The following is a 23,300-nucleotide window of genomic DNA, read 5'->3' as shown; positions in this document are numbered from 1 at the left end:
CAATAATGTTTGAAATTGAAAAGCGTCGCTTGGAGCATTTTATGTGCTACAAGACGACGCCTTTTTATTTCCAAATCTAATATGCTTTGAAAGTACTACTCGATCTGATCTACTAAGACGGTTCTGGTGCTTGCCCCATTGCGGGGGAAGAGGGTAAGTTAGGCTTGATTCTAAAAATAGGGATTAATATTAATCCACCGATAAGCATAACAATCCCTGATGCGATATAAATGTCCATAAGTGGAACATATTTTTTAATAATACCAGCGATTGACATCATAATGACCATCATGCCTGTAAACATTGGACTAAGTACACCATTCACCCGGCCAACGTAGGATTGCTCCGTAAATTGTAAGATCATTGTATTGATACCAATTTGAATACAAGGCATTGTAAGACCATTTAGAAATTGCAATGCAAATGTCAAAGGTATACTTTTAGAAATCCCCATACCTGTAATACAAGCGGCACTGATGACCGTACCAATTGCTAATAGCACCTGAGGTGGAATTTTTTTAGCAAAGCTCATTAGCACAGCACCACCAACCAACATCGCGCCTCCATTGACCATTAGTAAATATTGGAGAAATTCCTTTGTTTGGCCTAAGTTTTCAATGACGATAAACAAACCTAACGTTTGAATAATCCCAACGGCAAAACCAGCAATGGCAAAGGTTCCACCTAATGTTTTTAACACTTTGCTTTTCCACACATAGTTAAATCCATCTATTAATTCTTGTTTAATGTTAGTACGCTCTACCTGCTCCGTTTTTTCTTCCTCAATATCAGGGGGTAATCTGAACAAAATGCAGGCAGAGATTAGAAAGGCGATCCCCATTACTGAGATTGACCAGTAAATTCCAATTTGCTGATAAGCAAGAATGCCAAGTGACGGCCCTAACACCATGAAAATTGCCATTAATGATTGAAATAACGCCATTCCTTGTTGGACCTTATCTGGATGAATGTGCTGTTTAAATAGCTTCATGACAGAGGGTTGAGAAAATTGCGATAAAATAGCGGATACAAAGGTTGCAAAATAAACAGCTTGCCATGATTCAAAAATCAAGGTGAGCAGAACGACAAAAACGGAGATTGCAGACAAGAAGTCACACCATATCATCGTTTTTTTAGGCTTCCACCGATCCGCGAATGCGCCGCCGATAAATGAGAATACAAAGATAGGCGCAAATTCAGCAACTGAAATCAAAGAGATTGAAAAGGAGTCGTTATTCGTCATATCTGTAACGAACATGAGGATGGCGAAGTTTCTAACCCAAATCCCAATTTGTAAAAAGATGTTGGAGATGAGGACCGTTTGATAGAAACGGTTACGTAATATACTTTCTGATGAAGCTTGTGGTGATGTCGACATGATGTCCACCTTTCATATTAAGAGTTTTAAATAAGTTTAAAGCGTTCCAATTGTTCTCTGTACCCTTCTTCCAACAAAATATCAATTTGCTTAGGGCCGATTAGATCAAAATGAGGAAATAAAAAACGCTTATGTATATGCTGGGGCGGGAGCTCATACTGGATACACCATGTGGTTAAGCGTTCGAGGTCTGAGCAGCCTACCTTTGTTACTGTTTTTATATTCGGAAAACGTGGATCAAGCCAATAGTGGGTTAAAAAAGCAATGTTGCCCGCAAGCACCTCTTGCTTCCAAGCCTCTAATTCCTTGCGTTTAATACCAAATGCCATGATCATCATCGCTTTCTTATGTTTTATAAGCTTCCGTTTACAAGCTGTTGTATACAGGCTTATATGATTTATTTCTCGCTATTTTGTGGCTGTATCCCACGCCAAAGCAAGGATACGATCACTTTAGCAGCGTCTTCCGTACGCCCAACGTTTCTTTCACTCCAGTATTTGCTCTCCGTCACTCTGAGCATAGAAACATATAAATGAGCGGCAAGAATAGGGTCCTCACAATCTATTTCATGCTTTTCATTTGCTTCAATAAACCAATTTTGCAAATGCTCATAGAGCTGTTGCTCATAGTTATTTAGAGTAGCGGCTTGCTCCTCTGAGAGGTATTGTTGGGCTTTTTCTAGCATTGTATGCATATGCATTTTGGGAACCTTTAAATATTGCTCCGCCACTTGCGTAAGTCGATAATAAAAGCTACCTTCTTGACATAAGATGTTTTCAATCAGCAACGTAACGCGTCCTAGCACATCGCCAATGGCAGCTAAAAACAAATCGTTTTTAGTTGGGAAATAGTAATATACTGTCGCTTTTGTAACACCACTTTGTTTGGCAACCTCGTTCATCGACACAGACTCAAAACCTTTTTCCATAAAAAGCTTCGAAGAAATGTTTTTAATCAATTGTGGGGTAGGAATCCCTTCCTCCTGCACTGGTGGTCTGCCTAGTGGTCGCTTGCCTCTGGATTTCATTCTAGTTCACCTCAACGATCAGATGATCCGATATTTCTCTATTGAGCCATCATTATACCATAGCATGATTTATTCAACAAAAGGACGAGAACAATTAAATTTTTCTAAATCTGATTGATAATTAACCTTCCGGTATATATAATTATAAATGCCTAATATAATAAATGACAATGGGTTGTAACATTTAAAGAAGGAGAGGAACAAACGATGGGAATTTTGTTAGAAAAAATGGGACGTTATGTTGCTGGCAAAAGATCCAAGTGGATTACGCTAGCAGTCTGGATTTTGATTGCAGTGATTTTAAGCTCTGTGTGGCCTGCTGTGAACAAGGTGACGCAAAATAATGCACCAAATTTGGGTGACGAGATGCCATCAGTCATTGCAGCACAGCTTGCAGAGGAGCAGTTTCCAAGTGATGCTGGAATTCCTGCATTATTTGTATTTAAGCGGGATGGAGGTCTAACGGATGCGGACTATGGTCATCTTACCTCGCTAACCTCACACTTTACAGCAAATCCTGTGTCGGGGCAGCAGCTTGTCGTTCCTTTTGATAAAATTCCTTTACCTGTACTTAAAGGGCAAGCTTCAAAAGATGGAAGTACAATTGTATTGCCATTTTTCTTTGAAAAAGGACTAGATTCAGCGGACATCACCAAGTCGATTGATGCCATTGAAGCCCAAATGGAAAAGGAATTTAAGGAAAACCCATTTAAACAAGACTTAGACAAACAAGGTGAGCTAAGTGCAAGAGTAACGGGTCCAGCAGGGATTTCTAAGGATGCTTCTGGTCTGTTTGCGGATGCAGATGTGTCTTTATTAATTTCAACCGTGCTACTCGTGCTAATTTTGCTATTACTTATATATAGATCGCCAATCCTTGCAATTATTCCACTGATTGCCGTTGGTTTTGCTTATATTGTGACAAGTCCAATTTTGGGCAAGCTGGCAGAGATGGGTGTCATTACAGTAGATTCACAAGGCATTTCGATTATGACGGTATTGCTGTTTGGCGCAGGAACTGATTATTGCTTGTTTTTAATCTCACATTTTAGACAGACATTATTGGAAGAAAAAAGTAAGGGAAAAGCGCTTGTCACTGCGTTCCGTGATTCCGCAGGGGCGATAGCAATGAGTGGCTTTACCGTTGTGCTTTCCTTGTTAGTATTGTTATTTGCTAAATATGGTGCTGTTCATCGTTTTGCTGTGCCATTTAGCTTATCGATTTTAATTATGGCGGCGGCTAGCTTAACGTTAGTTCCAGCCCTGTTAGCAATTTTGGGGAGAGCTTCGTTTTTTCCGTTTATCCCACGTACCCCAGAAATGCTTGCAGCTAAAAATAAAACGCCAAAACAACCTCGCAAGTCAGCAGGCTGGATTGGCCGCATTGTAACCAACCGTCCTTGGACAGTGGTCTTAGTTACGATGATCATATTAGTAGGGCTTGCAGTCAATGCTTTACGTGTCGAGTATACCGTTGATTTATTGTCTTCATTCCCAGAAAGTAGCCAATCTAGACAAGGCTTTAGTGTCATTGGAGATAAATTTACACCTGGTGAGCTTGCACCTGCTAAGGTCATGATAGATACAGAAGGTAAAGAAGTAGATTTAAAATCATGGTTAGTGGATCAACCTTATATTTCTAATGTATCTGAACAAGCAAAAGGAGACACTAACGAAGCGATTCAAGCAGTCGATATTGAATTTAATATTAATCCTTACTCTAATGAAGCGATGTCACATATCCCTGAAATACAAACCTTAATTGCTGGCAAGCTAAAGGAGCAAGGCATTAGTGATGCCGATAATAAAGTATGGGTGAGTGGATTAACCGCTACACAATACGATACAGAGCATACGAATTTACGCGATACTGAGGTCATAATCCCGATCGTGATTGGCTTAATCGCCTTGTTATTGTTAGTTTATCTTCGTTCGATTACAGCGATGATCTATTTGATTTTAACGGTTGTGTTATCTTATTTTTCTGCTTTAGGGCTCGGCTGGATTATTATTCATGATTTCATGGGTGTGAGTGCGATTCAAGGACTCATTCCGTTATATGCGTTCGTATTCCTTGTCGCTTTAGGTGAGGATTATAACATTTTCCTCGTCTCAAGCATTTGGAGAAAAAGCAAGGAGATGCCACTTAAAGAAGCGATTTCTCAAGGGGTTAATGAAACAGGAAGTGTAATCACGTCTGCAGGACTTATTCTTGCTGGTACATTTGCCGTATTAACAACGTTACCGATCCAAGTCTTAGTCCAATTTGGACTGATTGCTGCAATTGGCGTTTTGCTTGATACATTTGTTGTGCGTCCATTCCTCGTGCCTTCCATTACGATGTTGTTAGGACGTGTAGCATTTTGGCCAGCTAAATTTGAGGAAAAGCAAACCGCTAAGGTGGAAGGAAAGTAAGAGATGCAAGGCTATCATTGAGGAAAGTATTTAAGTAGTAAGTTGACAATAATTTTGCCATTATGGTAGCTTAGGGGTAACATAATCCGAGGTGATTGAAATGGCTAAGAAAAAGAACCGTAGTGTGCCTACTCCTGCCGCTAAGGAGCAACCTGCAACACTTAAAGATTTGCTTGGTGCCGATGTCATTGGCAAGTTAAAGGAGCAAGCGGCAAGCCTACAGCAGGAAGAGGATCAACGCAAGGAAGCTGCACGTTTGCAAAAGGAGCAAGAGCGTAAGCAAAAGCAAAAGGAACTAGATAACAATTTTGAGCATTTGCTGAACTCATCTAATATGGATTGGCATAAATATAAATAAAATATTTAAGGCTTAATATAGGATCGGTACTTTAACACTGGAGGTTAGGCGCTACGATTCAGGTAGTTCTTACAATCGTTGTTAAATCCAGATTACTATAATTGAAATTAATGGATGTAATCTGGATTTAAAGACGATCTTCAGAATCTACCTGTCTCTTCGCTAGTGAGGGAGTGTTAAAGTACTGATGGAAATATCAAGCCTTATGTGGGATTGAGCTTGTAGCATAAGGAAGGATGACCTTTGAAATTGTGAAGGTCATCCTTTTTTGAGTTTTGATGTTATTTATTCTATATAAGAAAAAATTCATGCCATTAATGTTATATGATTTAGGCTCAATCTTGAAATTAGTACTTGAGGACTAACCAAAACTAGCGAAGAGACAGAACGATTCTGAAGATTGTCTCTTAAAATCAAGTTCCATCCATAAATAGACTTTAATAAAAAGGAATATGATTTTAACAACAATCGCAAGAACGCTCTGGATCGTAGCTACCAGACCTATCGTTCTCGAGTACTAATTTTCTAAATAGAGCCATGATTAAAAACGACTTAGCTAATTTTCAAAACAATATTGCCAAGCTGCTCGCCACGCTCCATACGCTGGAAGGCAAGAGCGGTGTCCTCTAAAGAATACACACTGTCCACGATAGGGTGGATCTTGTGTTGCTCCATAAACTGTAGCATAGCGACAAATTCTTCATGGCTGCCCATGGAGGTACCAATCAATTGAATTTGTGGGAAAAAGATCGCTCTTGCTGGAATTGTAATGTCATCTCCTGAGCTAGCGCCAAACATGACGATTTTTCCATTTGGCTTGAGTACATCGAAATATTGATTAAATGTAGCTGGCCCAATGCTATCTAAGATGAGGTCAACAGGTTCATCCTTTAGTTCATCGTACCAGTGGCTATTGCTATCAATAACCTTTGTAATCGGCAATTCAAGCGCTTGTTTTCGTTTCGCTTCGCTTCTTGACGTAACCGTGACCTTTGCTCCTATCGCAGAGGCCATTAAAGCTGCAAATGTGGCAACTCCTCCACCAATGCCTGGAACCAACACGTGTTGTCCCGCTTGAAGGGTGCCTCTCGTAAATAACGCACGATAGGCGGTAAGTGCAGATAAGGATAAAGCACCCGCTTCTTCCCATGATAAGTAACTTGGCTTAACTACTGCATTTTGCTCTGGAATAATGACATACTCAGCAAAGGTTCCATCTGTAGGCCCGCCTAATATTTCAGGCACAACAGGCACTTCATCTGTTTTGTCCCAACCAAGAGTAGGGTTAATGATAACTTCTGTTCCTTTGGATAGACCTGTTAAACCTTCACCAATCTCTTCAATTATGCCTGCGCCATCTGAACCAAGTATAAAGGGGGCATCTTGTTTTGAACGTGCCGCCATTAAAAATAAGTCTCGATGATTAAGACCTGCTGTTTTTAGCTTAATTTTTACGTGCCCTTTTTCAGGATGCTTGTCTTGCTGTCCTATATAACTTTGTTTATATTGTAAACCGTTAAGTCCTTGTTCGCCTTCATGTATAATCGCCTTCATGAATTACCCTCCTAGAACGTGAAGTATATGAACCCCATTGTATACATCTACAACAGCTTGGTAAAATGAATAAATGAGAAGGTCAGTATCATAAAAAACGATAGTAGAAAAGTCAGTAAGTCAAGTAAGCTGAGTATTGAGCATAGGAGGTGGAAACATTGGAAAGCAGTGATCTAAAAATTTTTCAGGCTGTGGCAAAAGCGGGCAGCATTACAAAAGCGGCACAGATGCTAAATTATGTCCAGTCTAATGTGACCACTCGTATTCAAGCGTTAGAGACAGAGTTAGGTGTTCCGCTTTTTTATAGAAGTAACCGAGGGATGAGCTTAACTCCTGCTGGTGAAGGCTTACTTACGTATGCTGATCAGATCATAGCGTTACTTGAGGAAGCCTTCAACAAAATAAAGTATTCTGATTCTGCCGCAGGTTCCTTAAAGCTAGGAAGTATTGAAACGGCGGTTTCTCCATATCTACTCCCTATACTTAAAACATATCAAGCTGATTTTCCAAATGTGCAGGTGATACTCACTACAGGAAGTACACATGATCTTTTACAAAAAGTAAGGTCAGGAGAACTACATGGTGCTTTTATATACGGCGAGGTGCAGGAACAACAGCTAAATTATCATCCTTTATTTGAAGATGAGCTTGTATTAATATCGGAGTGGGGGAGCGAAGGGCTAGAGAAAATGGAAGGACTAGAGAGACTGGAAAAGTCCGATAGGCTAGAAAGAATTGATAGACTGGATAGATCAGACAGCTTGGACAGCTTGCTTTCGTTACCGATGTTGTTTTTTGAGGTGGGCTGTACACATCAGGAAAGAGTAGAACAGCTTTTGCGTGATTTTCATATCAATCATCTTGAAATGAAGCCCTTTGGTACGATGGAGGTCATTGTTAATAGTGTATCCGCAGGCTTAGGGATATCTTTGTTGCCCTATTCAGCAGTAAAGGCTGCCGAGCAAGCAAAAAGAATTTCCTGTCACTCCTTACCTGAAGCATACCGAAAATTAGAAATTGGATTCGTATATCGATCAGAATCAAACTATTTTACTTCATTAACTAAGTTAGTTGAACAATTAATAACGAAATAATGTCATAAAGGCACGGTCTCAAAATAAATTGATTTTATATGTCCTTTTGCAGGAACAACAACGGTTGTGTGGTAAAATGGCAGTATAAATATTGTGATAAAGGTGGATGGCAACAAGGTTATGAGTAAATTTGTTAAAAATTATATGATAAAGATGGACGATATTATTAGAGAGGGCGATCCGATTCTCCGTACTGTAACCGAACCTGTGAGCATTCCGCCTTCAAAAGAAGACCGTGAAGAGATGGGCTGTATGATGCAATTTCTTAAAAATAGTCAAGATCCAGTCATCGGGAAAAAATATAAGCTACGAGCAGGTGTTGGACTATCTGCGAATCAAATTGGACTCAATAAAAGAATGTTTGCGGCACTTCTTACAGATAAGCATGGTAATGATGTTGAATATGCTTTGTATAATCCCAAAATTGTTAGTCATTCCACTGCGATGATTTATATGCCTGAAAGTGAAGGCTGCTTGTCCGTTGATCGAGCCATCCAAGGTTATGTTCCTCGTTACGAACGTGTTCAGCTTAAAGCTTATAATCATCAAGGGACAGAGTTAACTTTGAAATTTAAAGGATTTGATGCAATCGTGATGCAGCATGAGCTAGATCATCTTAACGGGATTATGTTTTATGATCATATTAATAAAGAAAATCCATTTAAGCTGCCGGAAAATGTGGATATCTCTAGCCTGTATGAATAAAACGAAGTAGTGGAACTCTCTTTATATTAAATATGCTCTGCTAAATAATAATTTATATGTGGATATGAATAAAGGAGGGATGGCATTCTTCCTCCTTTTTAAATTCCAAAATAACTTCGTATGATGTTCATTTTGCGTGAACAGGTAGATCAAAATCCAATCGATCAAACTTCCTCAATATATCCAAATTGGACGTAATATTATGGGTCCCCCAATAATAATTTCCGATTGCTTGTTCAGCCACACACCAACGTTTGCCATCTGGATGAGGGTTATCAATCCCATTCTTTCACCTCAGGATGTTGCGCGATAAACGACTCGTTTAAAGCTTCTAGCTGTGTATAGTAGCTGGCGTAGGAGGGACTTAATATTTTCATATTTTCAATAAAGTTTTCCTTGTATCCGCTCTGCTGTTGGAATTGTCGTAGTAGTGTCGCCATTTTCCCCGCAGGTGATTGCTTATATTCCTCAGAGGAGCGATAAGTAATATAATCTGCAATCGATTTACGTTTAAAAAATGTCTCGGGTTTTTCTGTGGCTTCCTCCAAGCTATTCAGCATATCTTGCTGCACCTGCTCTACCTGAACTCCCCCTTGTGATTGAAAAATATTCTCCATATAACTTACCAGTTCGTCACTTCGTTCATCATTCCATAAACTATTCTTTTCAACACTCATCTCTAAAGCCATGTCATCTAAGTATGACACGATTTTTATATAAGCCTCTCGCTGCGCTTCTGTCTCAATTGGATGCTGGAGAAACCGTCCAAAATGCAGGGATAAATAGATGCCAAACGTACCTGGAAAGCTATGAACAAGCTTCTCGCGTATACTTATACCAGCTTGATCCTGTAGCATCAGCGCTTCAAAGCTCTCATCAATATTATAGTTTTGAATAAGCTTGTCTAGGTTAGCTTGGACATTTTTGATCTGGAGCAGCTTTAGCTCCTGTAAATGTCTGTACTGGGACAGTTTTGTTTCTTTATGCTCACTTGTGAGGATGGCTTTAATTTGTTGAATTGTCATGCCAAAAGAACGCAAAACACAAATTTCTTTTAAGCTCACGATATCGTGTGCTGAATAATTTCGGTAACCATTAGGGAGTAACTCAGGAGAAATGAGTCCTTGCTGCTCATAATAGAGCATCGCTTTTTTTGTTAAGCCACATAACTTACTGGCCTCCTTAATGAACATATATCTCACTCCTTTTGCCTTCCACGATAATCTACTCCCCAAGGGTGGAGTCAAGCTTGTATATTGCTATGTGTAATTTTTTTGAATTGAGACGGTGTAATCCCGATGGTCCGCTTAAACAGCTTATGGAAATAAGCTACATCTACATAACCAACCTGTTCGCTAATTTCCTGTACTTTTAAATGTGGTTCGTGAGTGAGTAACCGCTTGGCATGTTGTAGACGTACATCTGTCAAATAATCTGTAATCGTATGGCCTGTTTCCTGCTTAAAGAGCTTGCTAACATAAGTAGGTGTTAAATAAACGATGGAGGCTAAAGCGTTTAAATCAATTTGCTCCGCATAATGCTCATGAATAAATTGCTTAATTGTAAGCGTAGCCGAAGCTAAGCTTGCTAACCGATCTGCACGAATGACCTCCAGCTTGGACAGAAAGATATCTACAACATAACTCACAAGCTCATCATAGCAAAAAAATACATACAGATCGCTTTTTAATTGTTGCAATATTAGGTCATGGAAAAAGGTCGTCCATTCGTCTACTTCATGCTCGATTTTGCCCGAGATAAGGCAGCATAAATCATAAATATGTGATATTCCTCCTTGTTGCTCCTTAATACTGTTGAAGTTTTGTATAAGCCAATGTTGAAGTGACGTTGTATTTAAAATTTTCAAATCATTTATAAGTTGAGGATAGGCTTCTAGTTGCCTTACCTTTATTTTTGCCAAGGAAGGGGGAGAGAGGGGATGGCTGAAAAAGTGTATACGATTGCTGTATAAACCTTGATCACAGGTATAACGCGCAATATTAAAGGCTGATTGTAGTTGAGTCAGATTTCTGCAAAGTCCACCACTTCCAATATGTAAAGGAAAGCTTTCTTGCTCCGCATAAGCTAACAGTTGTCTCCCAATTTCATCTAGCTGCTCAGGTGAAGGCGGTTGAGTGAAATAGGTTATCCAACCTTGATAAGTCTGATCGTCCCATAATAAGTCCAATCCCATTCCCATATTTTCCCTATCTAAATCAGATTGATTCGTATAATGGGTGAGCTGCACTTGAAGTTGTTGAAGTCGACTTGCACAAAGCTTTAAATGAAGTGCTTCATTACTTTTTAATATAAACGGAACAAAAAATGAATGTGGAAATTCAATATTAATTTTATTAATCGTGGTCAAGGGAACCGCCTCTAATTGCTTATCCCTGTTCTCTTCTTGCGTCAACAGCGCACTTAGCAATAAAATACGTTGTTCCTTTACTTGGTTAAGCTTAGTTAGTTGTTCTTGCTGGAGACGATATAACAATTCAAATAACTGCTCTTTATTTATAGGTTTTAGTAAATAGTCCACAGCACTACAGCGTATTGCCTCTTGGGCGTAACCAAACTCAACATAACCACTCATCAGGATCGAGCGAATATGTGGGTAGTGATTTTGAACCTCTTTGATTAAAGGCAATCCACCTAGCACGGGCATTCGAATATCTGTAATAACGACATCTACTCCAAGGTTAGGGAGTGCTTCTAGCAGATCTTGACCATCAGCAAATATGCCTACAATTTGAAATATGGGATTTTCTTTTTGAATCATTTTTGCTAATCCTTCTCTAATTAGCACCTCATCATCTACAATAACTATGCGTAGCAAGTTAAAGCACCTCCTTTAAAAAATAAGCTAAGGGATGACAGGCATGGCTAAGCGCGGGTTTACGATATTAAACTCTTGCTAAGCAGGCTTAGTCCTGAATGGTGATCGTTACGGTAGTACCACGGTTAAGCTCACTGTCTATTTGGAGCGTAGAAGTATGTCCATAATGTAGTATAAGCCTCTCACTGACGTTACGTAGACCCATACTGAAATGAGAAGACGAGGACACTGGCTGTGACTGTAAGGGAGGATGAACTGCGTGATGATTTGCGTGATGTAATGTGTTCTGAATTGCGTGATGAAATGTGTGCTGAAGTGAATGACGAAGAGCGTTCAACGTGTCTGGATTCATGCCACAGCCATTGTCGGTAATTTTAAATTGTACGGTATGATCCTCCTTATAGCCTGAGATTGTTATTAAACCACCGTGTGCCTTATCGTTAAAACCATGAAACACAGCATTTTCAACAATAGGCTGAAACACCAGCTTAATCATAGGTAACTGTAACAATTCATCTGGGATATGAAGCTCAAGTGAAAATTTATGCGGAAAACGGATCGTTAACAGGTCAACGTAATTTTGAATATGCTCAAGCTCTTGTTGAATGGTTACTAATTCATCGCTATGGACAATACCATAACGCATTTGTGATCCAAGTAAGTAAGTCATTTTGGCAATTCGAGGTTCATCACTGCCTTCAGCGAGCATTCGAATAGATTCTAATGTGTTGTAAATAAAATGGGGGTTAATTTGATTTTGAAGTGCATGTAAATCAGCTCGCCGCTTGCGTTCCTCTGTCAGGGCAACTTCTTGAATTAGCTCTTTAATCCGAATAAGCATAATATTGAAGTGACTGGCGATGATTCCAATTTCATCATTGTATTTGGGAGTGAGAAATACATTTAAATTTCCATGTTGAACTTGGCGCATGAGCTTCACTAAAGCTTTAAGTGGTGAGGTAAGTGCAAACGTGAGTAAGGTGGCTATACCAAGCGCAAAAGAAATAATAATTAATGTAGTTAACATTAATGTGTTGCGGTTACTTTTCATTGGCGCCATCAGTTGGCTTAAAGGAATCGTAACGATGCTGGTCCAGCCCGTTTGTACAGACGTATCGTAGACTGCAAGCTGCTCAATCCCTTGGGTATCAACAAATTCAAAATGCCCAGATGTATTATCCTCCACATTTTCTACATTCCCGACATTCCCTTGAATCCCAAGCTGCCGAGAAAGGGGAGAGCGTCGTGTGGTAATGACTGATCGTTTATATTGATAGGCTTCATAGCTTGCAAGCTTGTCTCCATAAATTGGTTGCCCGTGTTGATCTACAATCAATGCATGGCCTTGGGTCGTCCCTTCCAGTGCAGTGATAACATGCTCTAGCAAGGATAGATTAACGTCGATTACGATGATGCCTATGTTTTGTAAGGCACTGGCGGATTGAATCGTTCGGAGTACACTAAATACTTGTCTATGTTTAGGATCGGAGCCATTCATTACAATCTCACTTTTACCTGTGACAACGGGATTTACACCATTATGCTGGCTTAATTGTTGCCAAATCTTGAGTCTTTTTTCTGGATACAGGGTATGAATTCCCGGCTTGTTATCATAAAAAATAGCCCCTGCTCGATCTACTAAATATACCGCTGAGATTTCTTCCTTACTATGGTTTAAAAAGCTCAGAAACATATGTAAATCATTGCTTTTTTCCCAGCTTGTTTCGGGATTTGCTAGGTGCTGCTGCACATTTGCATGGTATAGAGGTAATGTCGTATATCGTTTTAAATCTGCAATGTAGTTATCAAGCACAGCAGTTTGATCCTTGGTTACTTGAATCGCACTGTTGACCGCATTTTGCCGAATGACCTCCATCGTAGAACGGGAGGACAAATAGCTGACATAAGTAATAGGTACTGAAATAAGAAACACAAATAGCAAAATTAACTTTTGCTGCATGGACAAATTCGCTAGCTTTAACCAACCGCCACGCAGCAAAACGATAACCTTCATTGTATTGTCCTTTCCACACAACTTAGATACGTTAACGCAATATCCTACTTCACCGCACCACTGGTCACACCCTCAAAAATATAGCGCTGTAGAAATAAATACAAAATAACAGTAGGCAATAAAATTAATAAAATGGCAGCACAGATCAGGTTCCAATCCGCAGTGTTGACGCCTTGGAAACGCATGAGTACTGTTGTCACTACACCTAAGCTTTGCTTGGGCATATACAGATATGGAATGTACATGTCATTATAAATACTGATTGTTTTTAAAATGACGAGTGTGGCTGTAGCTGGAGTTAAGAGTGGGAAGATGACCGAGCGATAGATTTTGAATAATGAAGCCCCTTCGACCATAGCACATTCATCCAAATCGATAGGGATGTTGCGAATAAACTGAAGATACAAAATAATCTGAATCACATCTGCCCCTACATATAAAATAATTGGTGCTCCTAATGTATTATATAAGCCCAAGCCTTTAATAATGCCAAAGGTTGCAACCTGAGTTGTAATGCTTGGAATGACAGTAGCTACAATGTAGGCGCCAAAAACAAGCTTTTTGCCTCTAAATTTAAACCTGCCGAGCACATAAGCGACCATGGTTCCAAACAAAATATTTAAGCATAACACCACGATGATAATGAGGAGGATGTTGGCAAATCCGCTAAGTAAACGACCACGCTCAAATACAACTTGGAAATTTTCCATATTAAAAAAGCTTTGTGGTAATGCCATCGTGCTTGACGTGTTGAACTCCGTTGTTGATTTAAAGGCATTTACGATGACGACATACGGGGGGAAGAGGACAACAAACACGCCAAAAAATAAAGAAATATATTTTATGATCGTCTTGAAGTAGCTTTTCATAACGCTGTTCATGCTCATGCCTCCTTCCCCCCTCGACTAAGCACCCATTGCTGGATTAAAAGAATCATGATCACAAATATTAGCAAAATAATACTCATTGCGGAGGCTAACCCATAGTTGTTGTAGGCAAATGCAGTATCGATGACACGCTGTACATATGTTTGTGATGCACCTGCAGGTCCTCCCTTGGTAAGTACAAAAGGCAAATCAAACACTTCTAATGCGCCGGTAACGGTTAAAAATAAATTCAGCTGAATTACAGGCTTAATATTAGGTAATGTAATCCGTCCTAACGTCTGGAAAGCCCCTGCACCATCGATTTTTGCTGCTTCATATATATCACGCGGAATCGCCTGTAGAGACGCTAAATATATAACCATGTTGTACCCCATAAACCTCCAAAATCCAGTAGAAGCAAGAGCATAGTTGACCAATCCTTCTGTACCTAGCCAACTTGTCTGAGAAAGCTGCGTTAATCCCAAACTGTTTAAAAATAAATTTAATGAGCCATTTGTCGTATCAAATACATAACCAAACATAAAGGCGACCGCCACGCCGTTCATAATATAGGGCAGAAATAACATCGTGCGGAAAAAATTACGCCCTCGCAGCTTACTGTTCAGCACTATGGCAAAGTAAATGGCAACGATATTTTGAATGATGCCCATTACAAAATAAGCAAAATTGTGGCGGAACACCCGAAATATATCGGGATTTTCAAACACCTCCTTATAATTGGCTAAGCCCACCCAAGGTTTATCAGGGCTATAGCCATCCCAATTAGTGAAGCTATAGTAAATAAGCTTTGTGGCAGGGTAATAGGTGAGCAGAAGGAGTAGTGACAAAGGGATAATTAAAAAGGAAACGATAATGAGTAGCTTTTGTTTATTGTAAGAAAGATGTCCAAACATGAAGCCCCTCCTTTCTATGTAGCTAGTTACCAGTTGTAAAGCTGGAGGGGGACAATGCTACGAATATGAATAAGAAAATAAAGCTTCGAAACTTATTCGTAAAAACCGCCCTCCCCAATTAAATTAGTATCCTAAGTCCTTTTTCGCCTTCGCCCAAGCTGCATTCCACTTATCAAGTACTGCTTGAGGCTCCTTAGCAAGCACAAATTCCTGAATGATGGCAGGTAAGTCGATTTGTGCTTTGTTTGAGATTTCAGTCACCGCGGCATCATCCGTAAGTCCCTCTTGGAGCTTCACTCCCGTGGACTGAAATTCAACAAGCTGAGGCAGTTTGGATTGACGATCCTTAAGGGGGGGAATAAAGCCTGCAAAGTCCTCATACCCCGAATCCTCTAACATCCATTTCACAAACGCCTTTGCTGCTTCTACATTTTTACTATCCTTAGCAACAGCATAAAAAAAGTCAGGACTTAACCCAGCATGTAGCTCGCCTGAATTGTCATACGGTAATGGGAAAAATCCAACATTGTCTGAGGTTGTACCCGCACCAATGATCTGATTAATAACCCAGTTGCCTAAATAGTACATCCCCATTTTTCCTGACGCGATATCCTTTTTCGATTGCTCCCAATTCGTAGAGTTAATATCTGGCTCCAAATATCCCTTTTCATTTAGCTCTTTTAATAGTGAAAAGGATTTGCCATACCCGTTATCTAACGTGAAGGGCGTATCTGTTTTAAGTTTAGTATTTGGAAAAGCTGCATTATTTTCAATGAGACGTGGCGTGTCATAAGCCCATGTATTTAGCGGCCATTTATCTTTAAAGTTTGAGGCGAGCGGGATGACGTTGTTTTGCTTCAGCTTCTCACATGCGGCAAGAAACTCATCCCATGTTTTCGGTATGTCTGTAATTCCTGCATCAGCAAACGCCTTTTTGTTATATACAATGCCTGCCGTCGCACTCCCTGTAGCAATGCCATACACTTTATTGTCAAAGGAGTGGAAGTCCTTAAACGTGATCTGATCATTTAAACCTAAGTCATCTAGTGGGGCAAAGTATTTAGGGAGGTCAGAGTTCGGAATATTGGGAATGAACAACACATCAGGTAATTCACCACTTGCCATACGTACCTTTACTTGCTGGTTATAGTCGGTTTGGGATGCCTCAAATTCAATTTGCACATTAGGGTATTTTTCATTAAAGCGTTTTAAATATTCGTCATATTCCTTTCCAATCATATCTGTGCGGTTCGTAAGGAAAGTGATGGAACCACTTAGCTCACTCGTCGCATTGGACTTATTAGCTGGATTGGAGTCAGCAGGAGAGTTTGTTGAAGGAGAACCACACGCGGTTAGCAAGAGTGAACAAATGAAAATAAACACAAATGCTAGTAACCCATATTTGTTAAATTGCCTTTTATTCATTTTACCCGTCCCCTTTATTAGTTTGTTAGCGTTTACAGAGAGTATAAGCATAAACCTAGCTTCAAGAAATGGAGTCAATTATGATTAATTGTATTCTTTTATGCATTTGTAATTACTCCCTTGTATCTCGATATAAATGAAGTTAGATTAATAATTATGTTAATTGATTAATAAAGATGTTGATAAGTATGGGTAAAGCAAATAAAATGAAGGAAGAGATATAACGAGAGGAGATTTAATAGATGGCGATTATTGTGCAACCAACTGAAGGTTTGTTTCATTTGCAGGGCGAAAGTATGAGCTACGTGATTCAAATTTTGAACGATACTCCTGTTCACGCATATTGGGGTAAGCGCTTACGTAATGATGCGGATTTAAGCCAGCTTGCGGATTGTGATAAGCACACAGGGCTGGATCGTTTACCACAGGAATACCCTCAATACGGAACTGGTGATTTTCGTTATCCGGCTTACCAAGTGAAGCTTGAAGACGGCACCAGAATTACTGAGCTAAAATATAAGTCGTACACCCTCTCAGCAGGGAAGCAAAAATCAGGTATTTTACCAGGGGTGTATGTTGAAACAGACGATGAGGCGGATACGTTAGAGCTTCACTTAGAGGATGCTTATTCAGGGCTACAGGTTACCCTTGTTTATACGTTATTTAAGCAAGGTGATGCCATTACACGTTACACTCGTATCGTAAATAATAGTAAAGCAAGCTTAGTACTACAGCAGGCATTAAGCATGTCTGTTGATTTCCCGGCAGGGGATATGGATATGGTCTATCTCTCAGGGGCATGGGGAAGAGAAGCACAATTAACTCGCAATGCGGTTAAAGAGGGAGCAAATGTCATTGAGAGCCGCAGAGGGGTAAGTAGTCATCAGTTAAATCCATTTGCAGCATTAGTGAGTCCAGATGCGGATGAGCGCCGGGGGGAAGTATACGGCTTTAGTTTTGTGTATAGTGGCAATTTTGAAGCAAGAGCTGAAAAGGATTCATTCCAATCGATTCGCTTTGCTATGGGGATCAATTCCTTTGATTTTGGATACGTATTAGAGGAAGGTGCTGAGTTTGAAACGCCTGAGGTTGTGATGGTTTATTCCAGTCAAGGCTTAGGTGAAATGTCCAGAATCTATCATCGGTTATATCGTACTAGATTATGTCGTGGACAATACCGAGACACAACTAGACCAATCCTTGTTAATAACTGGGAAGCGACCTATTTTGACTTTACCGAAGAAAAGCTAGTGGATATTGCAACAGAGGCATCCAAGCTAGGGATAGAGTTGTTTGTGCTTGATGATGGCTGGTTTGGTTCGCGTAACTCAGATAACAGCTCTTTAGGAGACTGGATAGTTAATCCAAGTAAGTTGCCGAATGGACTTAATAAGTTAGCAGAAAGAATTAACGACGTAAATATGAAGTTTGGGTTATGGGTAGAGCCAGAGATGATCTCACCAGATAGTGATTTGTATCGTGCTCATCCAGACTGGTGTCTGCATGTCCCAGATCGTCGCCGAACAGAATTTAGATGGCAGCTTGTGCTAGATTACAGTCGCAAGGAAGTAAGAGACTATATTTATCAATCGTTACATCAAATTTTCTCAACTGTACCAATCTCTTATGTTAAGTGGGACATGAACCGTAATTTAACTGAAATTGGTTCAGCCGATTGCCCACCTCATAAACAAACTGAAATTGCGCACCGCTATGTACTTGGTTTATATGAGTTGCTAGAACAAATTACGTCTGAATTCCCGCATATTTTGTTTGAGTGCTGCTCTAGTGGTGGCGGTCGTTTTGATCCTGGGATGCTATATTACATGCCACAGACTTGGACGAGTGATGATTCGGATGGGGTTGAACGTCTAAAAATTCAATACGGTACTAGCCTCGTCTATCCTGCGAGTTCGATTGGTGCGCACGTCTCGGCATCACCGAATCATCAGGTAGGGCGTGTTAGTCCAATCACGTTCCGCGGTGACGTTGCGATGTCTGGCAACTTTGGTTATGAGCTAGATTTAACGGCGTTGTCTGAGGAAGAGAAGGAAGCGATCAAGCTACAGGTTGCACAATACAAGGAAATCAATAGCATTGTTCAACAAGGAGATTTATATCGTCTAAAAAGTCCGTTTGAAGGCAATGAAACTGCATGGATGTTTGTCTCGGAAAATAAACAGGAAGCGATCGTGTTTTATTTCCGTGTGCTTGCACAGCCAAACTCCATTCGTCGCAGAGTATATTTAGAAGGACTTGATCCTAGTCTTAACTACAAGCTTGTTCCTGTAGAGGGCGTAGAAAATCGAGTTAAACGTTATGATGGACAGTTGCTAGGTGGGGATCGCCTCATGCAGGCTGGACTAATAATTGATGAGGTGCAAAGAGATTTCTATAGCACATGGTTTAGATTAAAGGCGGAATAATAGCATATGTAAAACCTAAAGATACTTTAAAGTAGGTTTCGTAATAAAGAAATAACCCGAACTACCAACGAAAATTTTTAAAAATTTCGTTGGAGAGCTCGGGTTTTTTACATTTATATCGATTGATCGTTTAAATGGGATCAATAAAAGGAATATGATTTTAACAACAATCGCAAGAACGCTCTGGATCGTAGCTACCAGCCACTAGTTGGTTTCCATAATTTTAATTGCCATTTAGTCCACGTACATAGGTTAGAGAGAAGTCGTCTAGTGTGCCCCAAGCGCCCCCATTTGTCTGAATTGAAGCACCAATGGTTAATGTTCCATCCTCTACATATATGTTATTGATAACAGGGGTATTCCATTGAACCCAGCCATTCACACTGGTTGGAGTCTCTAGCTTTTGCGTTTTACTTGTAGCGAATAGCTTCATATTGGCGTTGCTGGCATCGCCACCTTGAATGTTCATCGATAACTGATAATAACCGGGCTGTAAGTTCGTTATTGTCTGCTCCACTGTGAAGTCAACCTTTTGTGCGCTATAAAAATGAAGGGAATAGTTCCCCGATTTCGCATCTGAGGCTTTATTTTGATAGTCCGTATGTGGAGCCAAGCCTTGACCATACGAGATTTTCCACATGCTACGATCGTTATTCTCGAAGCTGCTATTTTTCACTAAATTTTTCAACTGGATCGTTAGATTGGCTTGTGCTGTATGCCCCCCTGCCACTGTGCCGTTAATGATATAGCTACCTTGCCCTTTTCGGATCGCTTGCTGTAACGTTTGCTGGTCCCAGCTTACGCCTATAGTTCCTGTAGTGCCGTCATTATAGGTCACAGTCACGAGATTGGGCAATCTAACGGGTTCACCTGCATTTACGGTAATCTGAACGGGCTTTACAGAATCTATTTTTAAAGGAGCGACTGCACCTGTATCCACGTATTTGAACACATTTAAGGAGGGAAGAGGACGACCATTAAAATCAAATAAGGCTTGATTATCGACAGCACTACCCCCAAACCATTTACCTGCATCATGAGGGTCATATTCCTTAGCATAACTACTTGCCCAACCTGAGCCATATTGCTCCCAAAGCTGTTTATTACGCTGAATATCACTTGCAGGGCCTACGGGTAGCCAAGCGGGTTCCCAATAAAACACACCAATTCCTGCTTGCCCCACCTGAGCGACCGCATCAATCACATTTCGTAAGGAATTTGCTTGACCTTGTACACTAATAGGGTAATCTAGCGTTTGACCGCTGCTGGCAGGGGCTGTGTTTGGATGTCCATCGCCATCCTTGGTCGTATAAACATAAGAGGTTTCGGCAACCATCACCTTTTTGCCATATTGGTTTGCAACCTGTTTTAAAACCGCAGTTAAATTATTTAAGGTGCCATGCCAAAATGGATAATAGGAGCTGGCAAACACATCATAATCTACTTTGTTATCTTTTAGTGCTTTGGCATAGGAGTCATAACGCCCTGGTGTTTCTGGATTTGTAAAATGTAGCGCAACTAAAATATTGCGGTCAATCTCCCTTACAGCTTGACTGCCTTTATTAAACAAACGACTAATTTTGTTCCATTCTTTTTCCCCAATAAAAGACTGATTACTTTCATTTCCAATCTGCACCATGCCGATATTTATGCCAGCATTTTTCATTTGTTGTAGACTTGACTTTGTATACGTGTATACAGCCTGCTGTTTTTGCTCAAAGCTTAATTGCTTCCACGCCTTTGGTGCTTGCTGTTTAGCAGGGTCTGCCCAAAAATCAGAATAATGAAAATCAACCAGTAGCTTCATTCCATGTGCTGTCGCTCTTTTGCCAATGACAATCGCGGCGTCAAGATCGTTGTTTCCTCCACCATAACCTCTTTTATTTGAATCAAAGGGATCATTCCACACACGCACACGTATATAGTTCACGCCTGCCCCTTTTAACGTTGCGAAAATGTCTTGCTGTTGTCCTGATTCATTATAAAATTTCACGCCACTTTTCTCTAAAGACAAAATGCTGGATATATCTACGCCTTTAATAAAATCTGAACGTAACCCATCAACTTTTTTTACAAAAATGTCAGCAGGGACAGCTTTGACCTCATTTGCTCGATCCTCAAGTGCCTTTGCAGTAGAGCCAATATTCATCGGGAATAAAGCGATGATAATTGAAGTAATCAACAACAGTTTAAATGATTTTGTAATTTTGAACATCCTGTAATTAAAGCCCCTTTCTTAATTAGGTCTCTATTTAAAAATCAGTACATGACAACGATTGGAGGTGGTAGCTACGATCCAGATAGTTCTTGCGATTGTTGTTAAAATCATATTCCTATTATTGAAGTATATTTATGGATGGAATTTGATTTTAAGAGACAACCTTCAGAATCTCTCTGTCTCTTCGCTAGTTTAGGTTAGCTGTCAAGCACTAAATTTCAAGATTGAGCCTCATTTAGATGATTTAATTTAATTAATCAAAGCCAACAAAAAAATAGAGCGCTTACAATTGAATTGTATAATCAATATAACAGACAACGCCACATCCCTAACAGGACACAATTACAATATTTTGTGTGTTTATTCAACCACCTTCTCAGCTATAATAGAGAAATAACAGCTTAACGGTACAATCTTTCTGTAAGAAAGATACTTCGAGAGAGCATAAACCGCTCTCAGCTACGTAGCCTCCCACCCGAAACATTGTCAGGCGCGGATTAGTAAGTAGAGCCTGAAATTAAGGTGTAATGATATTTTTTATGACAAATTTTAATTTTGTGCACACTTTAGTACGTAGAAGTGATAATATAAGAAAAATGAATTCATCGAAGTGAGGTAGGAAACCATTATGAAATTTATAAGCACAAGAGGAAATGTAACACCAGTTGGTTTTATTGATACGGTTTTAATGGGACTTGCTGATGATGGCGGCTTAATGGTTCCAGAGCAAATTCCTGTTGTTTCTGCGCAAACGTTGTCTTCTTGGCGGGGAATTAGCTATCAGGATCTATTTTTGAAAATATTTGCTTACTACACGAATGACGAAATTCCTTATGAGGATTTAAAGAAGATGGTAGAAACTAGCTACAGCACCTTCCGTACACCAGAGGTGACACCGCTTCATAAACTTAATGATTCTTCTTATATTCTTGAGTTATTTCATGGCCCAACCTTTGCCTTTAAAGATGTGGCATTACAATTTATAGGTGAATTATATTCGTATATCTCCAAAAAACATGGTGAAATTATTCATATTTTAGGGGCAACCTCTGGAGATACTGGAGCGGCAGCGATTGCTGGGGTAAGAGGTAAGGAAGGCATCAAAATTTGCATTTTGCACCCGCATGAAAAGGTAAGTAAAGTGCAAGAACTACAAATGACTACTGTAGATGATAATAACGTTCTGAACTTATCTGTAAAAGGAAACTTTGATGATTGCCAAAAAATCATTAAGGATCTATTCGCTGATCTAGAATTCAAGGGTAAATACCATCTACGTGCGATTAACTCCATTAATTTTGTGCGTATTTTAGCTCAAACTGTATATTACTTCTATGCTTATTTGCAGCTTAGTGAAGCGGATGCTGGCAAAAAGATTAACGTGACCGTTCCTTCGGGTAACTTTGGTAACATCTTCTCTGGTTTCCTTGCGAAAAAGATGGGACTTCCCATTGGTAAGCTGATCATTGCTACGAATGAAAACAATATTTTAGAGCGTTTTGTACGTACTGGCGAATATAAGCCTGGTGACTTTAAAGCGACGCATAGCCCATCAATGGACATTCAGGTGGCAAGTAATTTTGAGCGTTATTTATATTACTTGTTAGATGAGGATGCTGCACAGGTGAAAGCGGTCATGGACGACTTTAAGCTACATGGCGAAATCAAAATTAGTGATGAGTTGTTAGTACAGGTGGGACGTGATTTTGCAGCCCTAGGGGTAAGCAATGATCAATGTCTTGCGGCAATTGATAAGTACAACAAGCACAGTGGATATTTGCTTGATCCACATACCGCTTGTGGGATCGTTGCTACGGACACCTTCCAAGAGGAAGATGAGCTAGCGATTACATTTGCAACGGCACATCCTGCGAAATTTAATGAGTCCATTAGCTTGCTCCAAATTGAACAGCAATTCCCACCACAAATTGCCCAGTTGTTTGATAAAGAGCAACATCAGGTTGTCATTGAAAATAGCGAGGCCGCAGTGGTTGAGCAGTTAAAAGCATTTTTCTAACCAAAAATATAAATAAATTTACAAAAAAAGTCGATAAACTAACGAAATTGTGT

17 protein-coding genes are annotated in these 23,300 nt (G+C 39.9%); 6 read left to right on the top strand and 11 right to left on the bottom strand.

What is annotated here, in order from left to right; genetic code table 11:
* Positions 1–112: 112 nt before the first annotated feature.
* The 3 genes from ABE099_RS19440 to ABE099_RS19430 all read right to left on the bottom strand — a co-directional run bounded on the left by ABE099_RS19440 (position 113) and on the right by ABE099_RS19430 (position 2,405).
* The gene (locus tag ABE099_RS19440; RefSeq protein WP_430033078.1) at positions 113–1,378 is read right to left on the bottom strand and encodes an MFS transporter; all 1,266 of its coding nucleotides are present in this window, start codon (positions 1,376–1,378) and stop codon (positions 113–115) included.
* 26 nt (positions 1,379–1,404) lie between these two features.
* Positions 1,405–1,707, bottom strand: coding sequence for a hypothetical protein (locus ABE099_RS19435; protein WP_430033076.1), 303 nt, complete (start codon positions 1,705–1,707; stop codon positions 1,405–1,407).
* A 68-nt stretch (positions 1,708–1,775) separates the two neighbouring features.
* Entirely contained in the window at positions 1,776–2,405 is a 630-nt protein-coding gene (locus ABE099_RS19430; protein ID WP_430033073.1) for a TetR/AcrR family transcriptional regulator, read from the bottom strand.
* A gap of 207 nt (positions 2,406–2,612) precedes the next feature.
* Between ABE099_RS19430 and ABE099_RS19425 the strand changes: the two genes are divergently transcribed.
* Together ABE099_RS19425 and ABE099_RS19420 are read left to right on the top strand one after the other, a co-directional pair.
* Positions 2,613–4,820, top strand: a complete 2,208-nt coding sequence (locus ABE099_RS19425; RefSeq protein ID WP_430033071.1) for an MMPL family transporter — start codon at positions 2,613–2,615, stop codon at positions 4,818–4,820.
* Between the two features lie 100 nt (positions 4,821–4,920).
* Positions 4,921–5,178 carry a YqkE family protein gene (locus ABE099_RS19420; protein ID WP_430033069.1) on the top strand — a complete coding sequence of 86 codons (258 nt, stop codon included), beginning with the start codon at positions 4,921–4,923 and terminating at the stop codon, positions 5,176–5,178.
* A 552-nt stretch (positions 5,179–5,730) separates the two neighbouring features.
* Here the strand turns inward: ABE099_RS19420 and ABE099_RS19415 are convergent.
* Positions 5,731–6,732 (bottom strand): quinone oxidoreductase family protein, encoded by a 1,002-nt coding sequence (locus ABE099_RS19415; protein WP_430033067.1) that lies wholly within the window; start codon positions 6,730–6,732, stop codon positions 5,731–5,733.
* Between the two features lie 149 nt (positions 6,733–6,881).
* Between ABE099_RS19415 and ABE099_RS19410 the strand changes: the two genes are divergently transcribed.
* Entirely contained in the window at positions 6,882–7,826 is a 945-nt protein-coding gene (locus ABE099_RS19410) for a LysR family transcriptional regulator (RefSeq protein ID WP_430033065.1), read from the top strand.
* A gap of 120 nt (positions 7,827–7,946) precedes the next feature.
* The gene (gene def, locus ABE099_RS19405) at positions 7,947–8,531 is read left to right on the top strand and encodes a peptide deformylase (RefSeq protein ID WP_430033063.1); all 585 of its coding nucleotides are present in this window, start codon (positions 7,947–7,949) and stop codon (positions 8,529–8,531) included.
* Between the two features lie 275 nt (positions 8,532–8,806).
* On the opposite strand, the gene ABE099_RS19400 is transcribed toward def, so the two are convergent.
* The 6 genes from ABE099_RS19400 to ABE099_RS19375 all read right to left on the bottom strand — a co-directional run bounded on the left by ABE099_RS19400 (position 8,807) and on the right by ABE099_RS19375 (position 16,586).
* Positions 8,807–9,724: a MerR family transcriptional regulator gene (locus ABE099_RS19400; RefSeq protein ID WP_430033061.1), complete on the bottom strand. Its 918-nt coding sequence runs from the start codon at positions 9,722–9,724 to the stop codon at positions 8,807–8,809.
* Positions 9,725–9,774: 50 nt separating this feature from the next.
* Complete coding sequence (locus tag ABE099_RS19395) at positions 9,775–11,367, bottom strand: response regulator transcription factor (protein ID WP_430033058.1); 1,593 nt, start codon at positions 11,365–11,367, stop codon at positions 9,775–9,777.
* Between the two features lie 88 nt (positions 11,368–11,455).
* A complete protein-coding gene (locus ABE099_RS19390; protein ID WP_430033056.1) occupies positions 11,456–13,381 on the bottom strand; it encodes a cache domain-containing sensor histidine kinase in 1,926 nt (641 codons plus the stop codon).
* Positions 13,382–13,425: 44 nt separating this feature from the next.
* On the bottom strand, positions 13,426–14,262 hold the full coding sequence (locus ABE099_RS19385; RefSeq protein ID WP_430033054.1) for a carbohydrate ABC transporter permease: 837 nt from the start codon (positions 14,260–14,262) through the stop codon (positions 13,426–13,428).
* A gap of 2 nt (positions 14,263–14,264) precedes the next feature.
* On the bottom strand, positions 14,265–15,161 hold the full coding sequence (locus ABE099_RS19380) for a carbohydrate ABC transporter permease (RefSeq protein WP_430033052.1): 897 nt from the start codon (positions 15,159–15,161) through the stop codon (positions 14,265–14,267).
* A gap of 123 nt (positions 15,162–15,284) precedes the next feature.
* Complete coding sequence (locus ABE099_RS19375; RefSeq protein ID WP_430033049.1) at positions 15,285–16,586, bottom strand: ABC transporter substrate-binding protein; 1,302 nt, start codon at positions 16,584–16,586, stop codon at positions 15,285–15,287.
* Between the two features lie 242 nt (positions 16,587–16,828).
* On the opposite strand from ABE099_RS19375, the gene ABE099_RS19370 reads away from it, so the two are divergent.
* Positions 16,829–19,012 carry an alpha-galactosidase gene (locus tag ABE099_RS19370; protein WP_430033047.1) on the top strand — a complete coding sequence of 728 codons (2,184 nt, stop codon included), beginning with the start codon at positions 16,829–16,831 and terminating at the stop codon, positions 19,010–19,012.
* A 223-nt stretch (positions 19,013–19,235) separates the two neighbouring features.
* Here ABE099_RS19370 and ABE099_RS19365 read toward each other — a convergent pair whose 3' ends face one another.
* On the bottom strand, positions 19,236–21,227 hold the full coding sequence (locus ABE099_RS19365; RefSeq protein ID WP_430033045.1) for a glycosyl hydrolase 53 family protein: 1,992 nt from the start codon (positions 21,225–21,227) through the stop codon (positions 19,236–19,238).
* A 631-nt stretch (positions 21,228–21,858) separates the two neighbouring features.
* Here ABE099_RS19365 and thrC point away from each other — a divergent pair.
* Complete coding sequence (gene thrC / locus ABE099_RS19360) at positions 21,859–23,247, top strand: threonine synthase (RefSeq protein ID WP_430033044.1); 1,389 nt, start codon at positions 21,859–21,861, stop codon at positions 23,245–23,247.
* Positions 23,248–23,300: the final 53 nt, after the last annotated feature.

The organism is Paenibacillus turicensis, from assembly GCF_050461185.1.
In the GTDB taxonomy this organism is placed as follows: Bacteria; Bacillota; Bacilli; order Paenibacillales; family Paenibacillaceae; genus Fontibacillus; species Fontibacillus turicensis_A.
The sequence above is the reverse complement of the archived record's forward strand: the minus strand, read 5'-3'. Positions and strand labels throughout refer to the sequence as shown.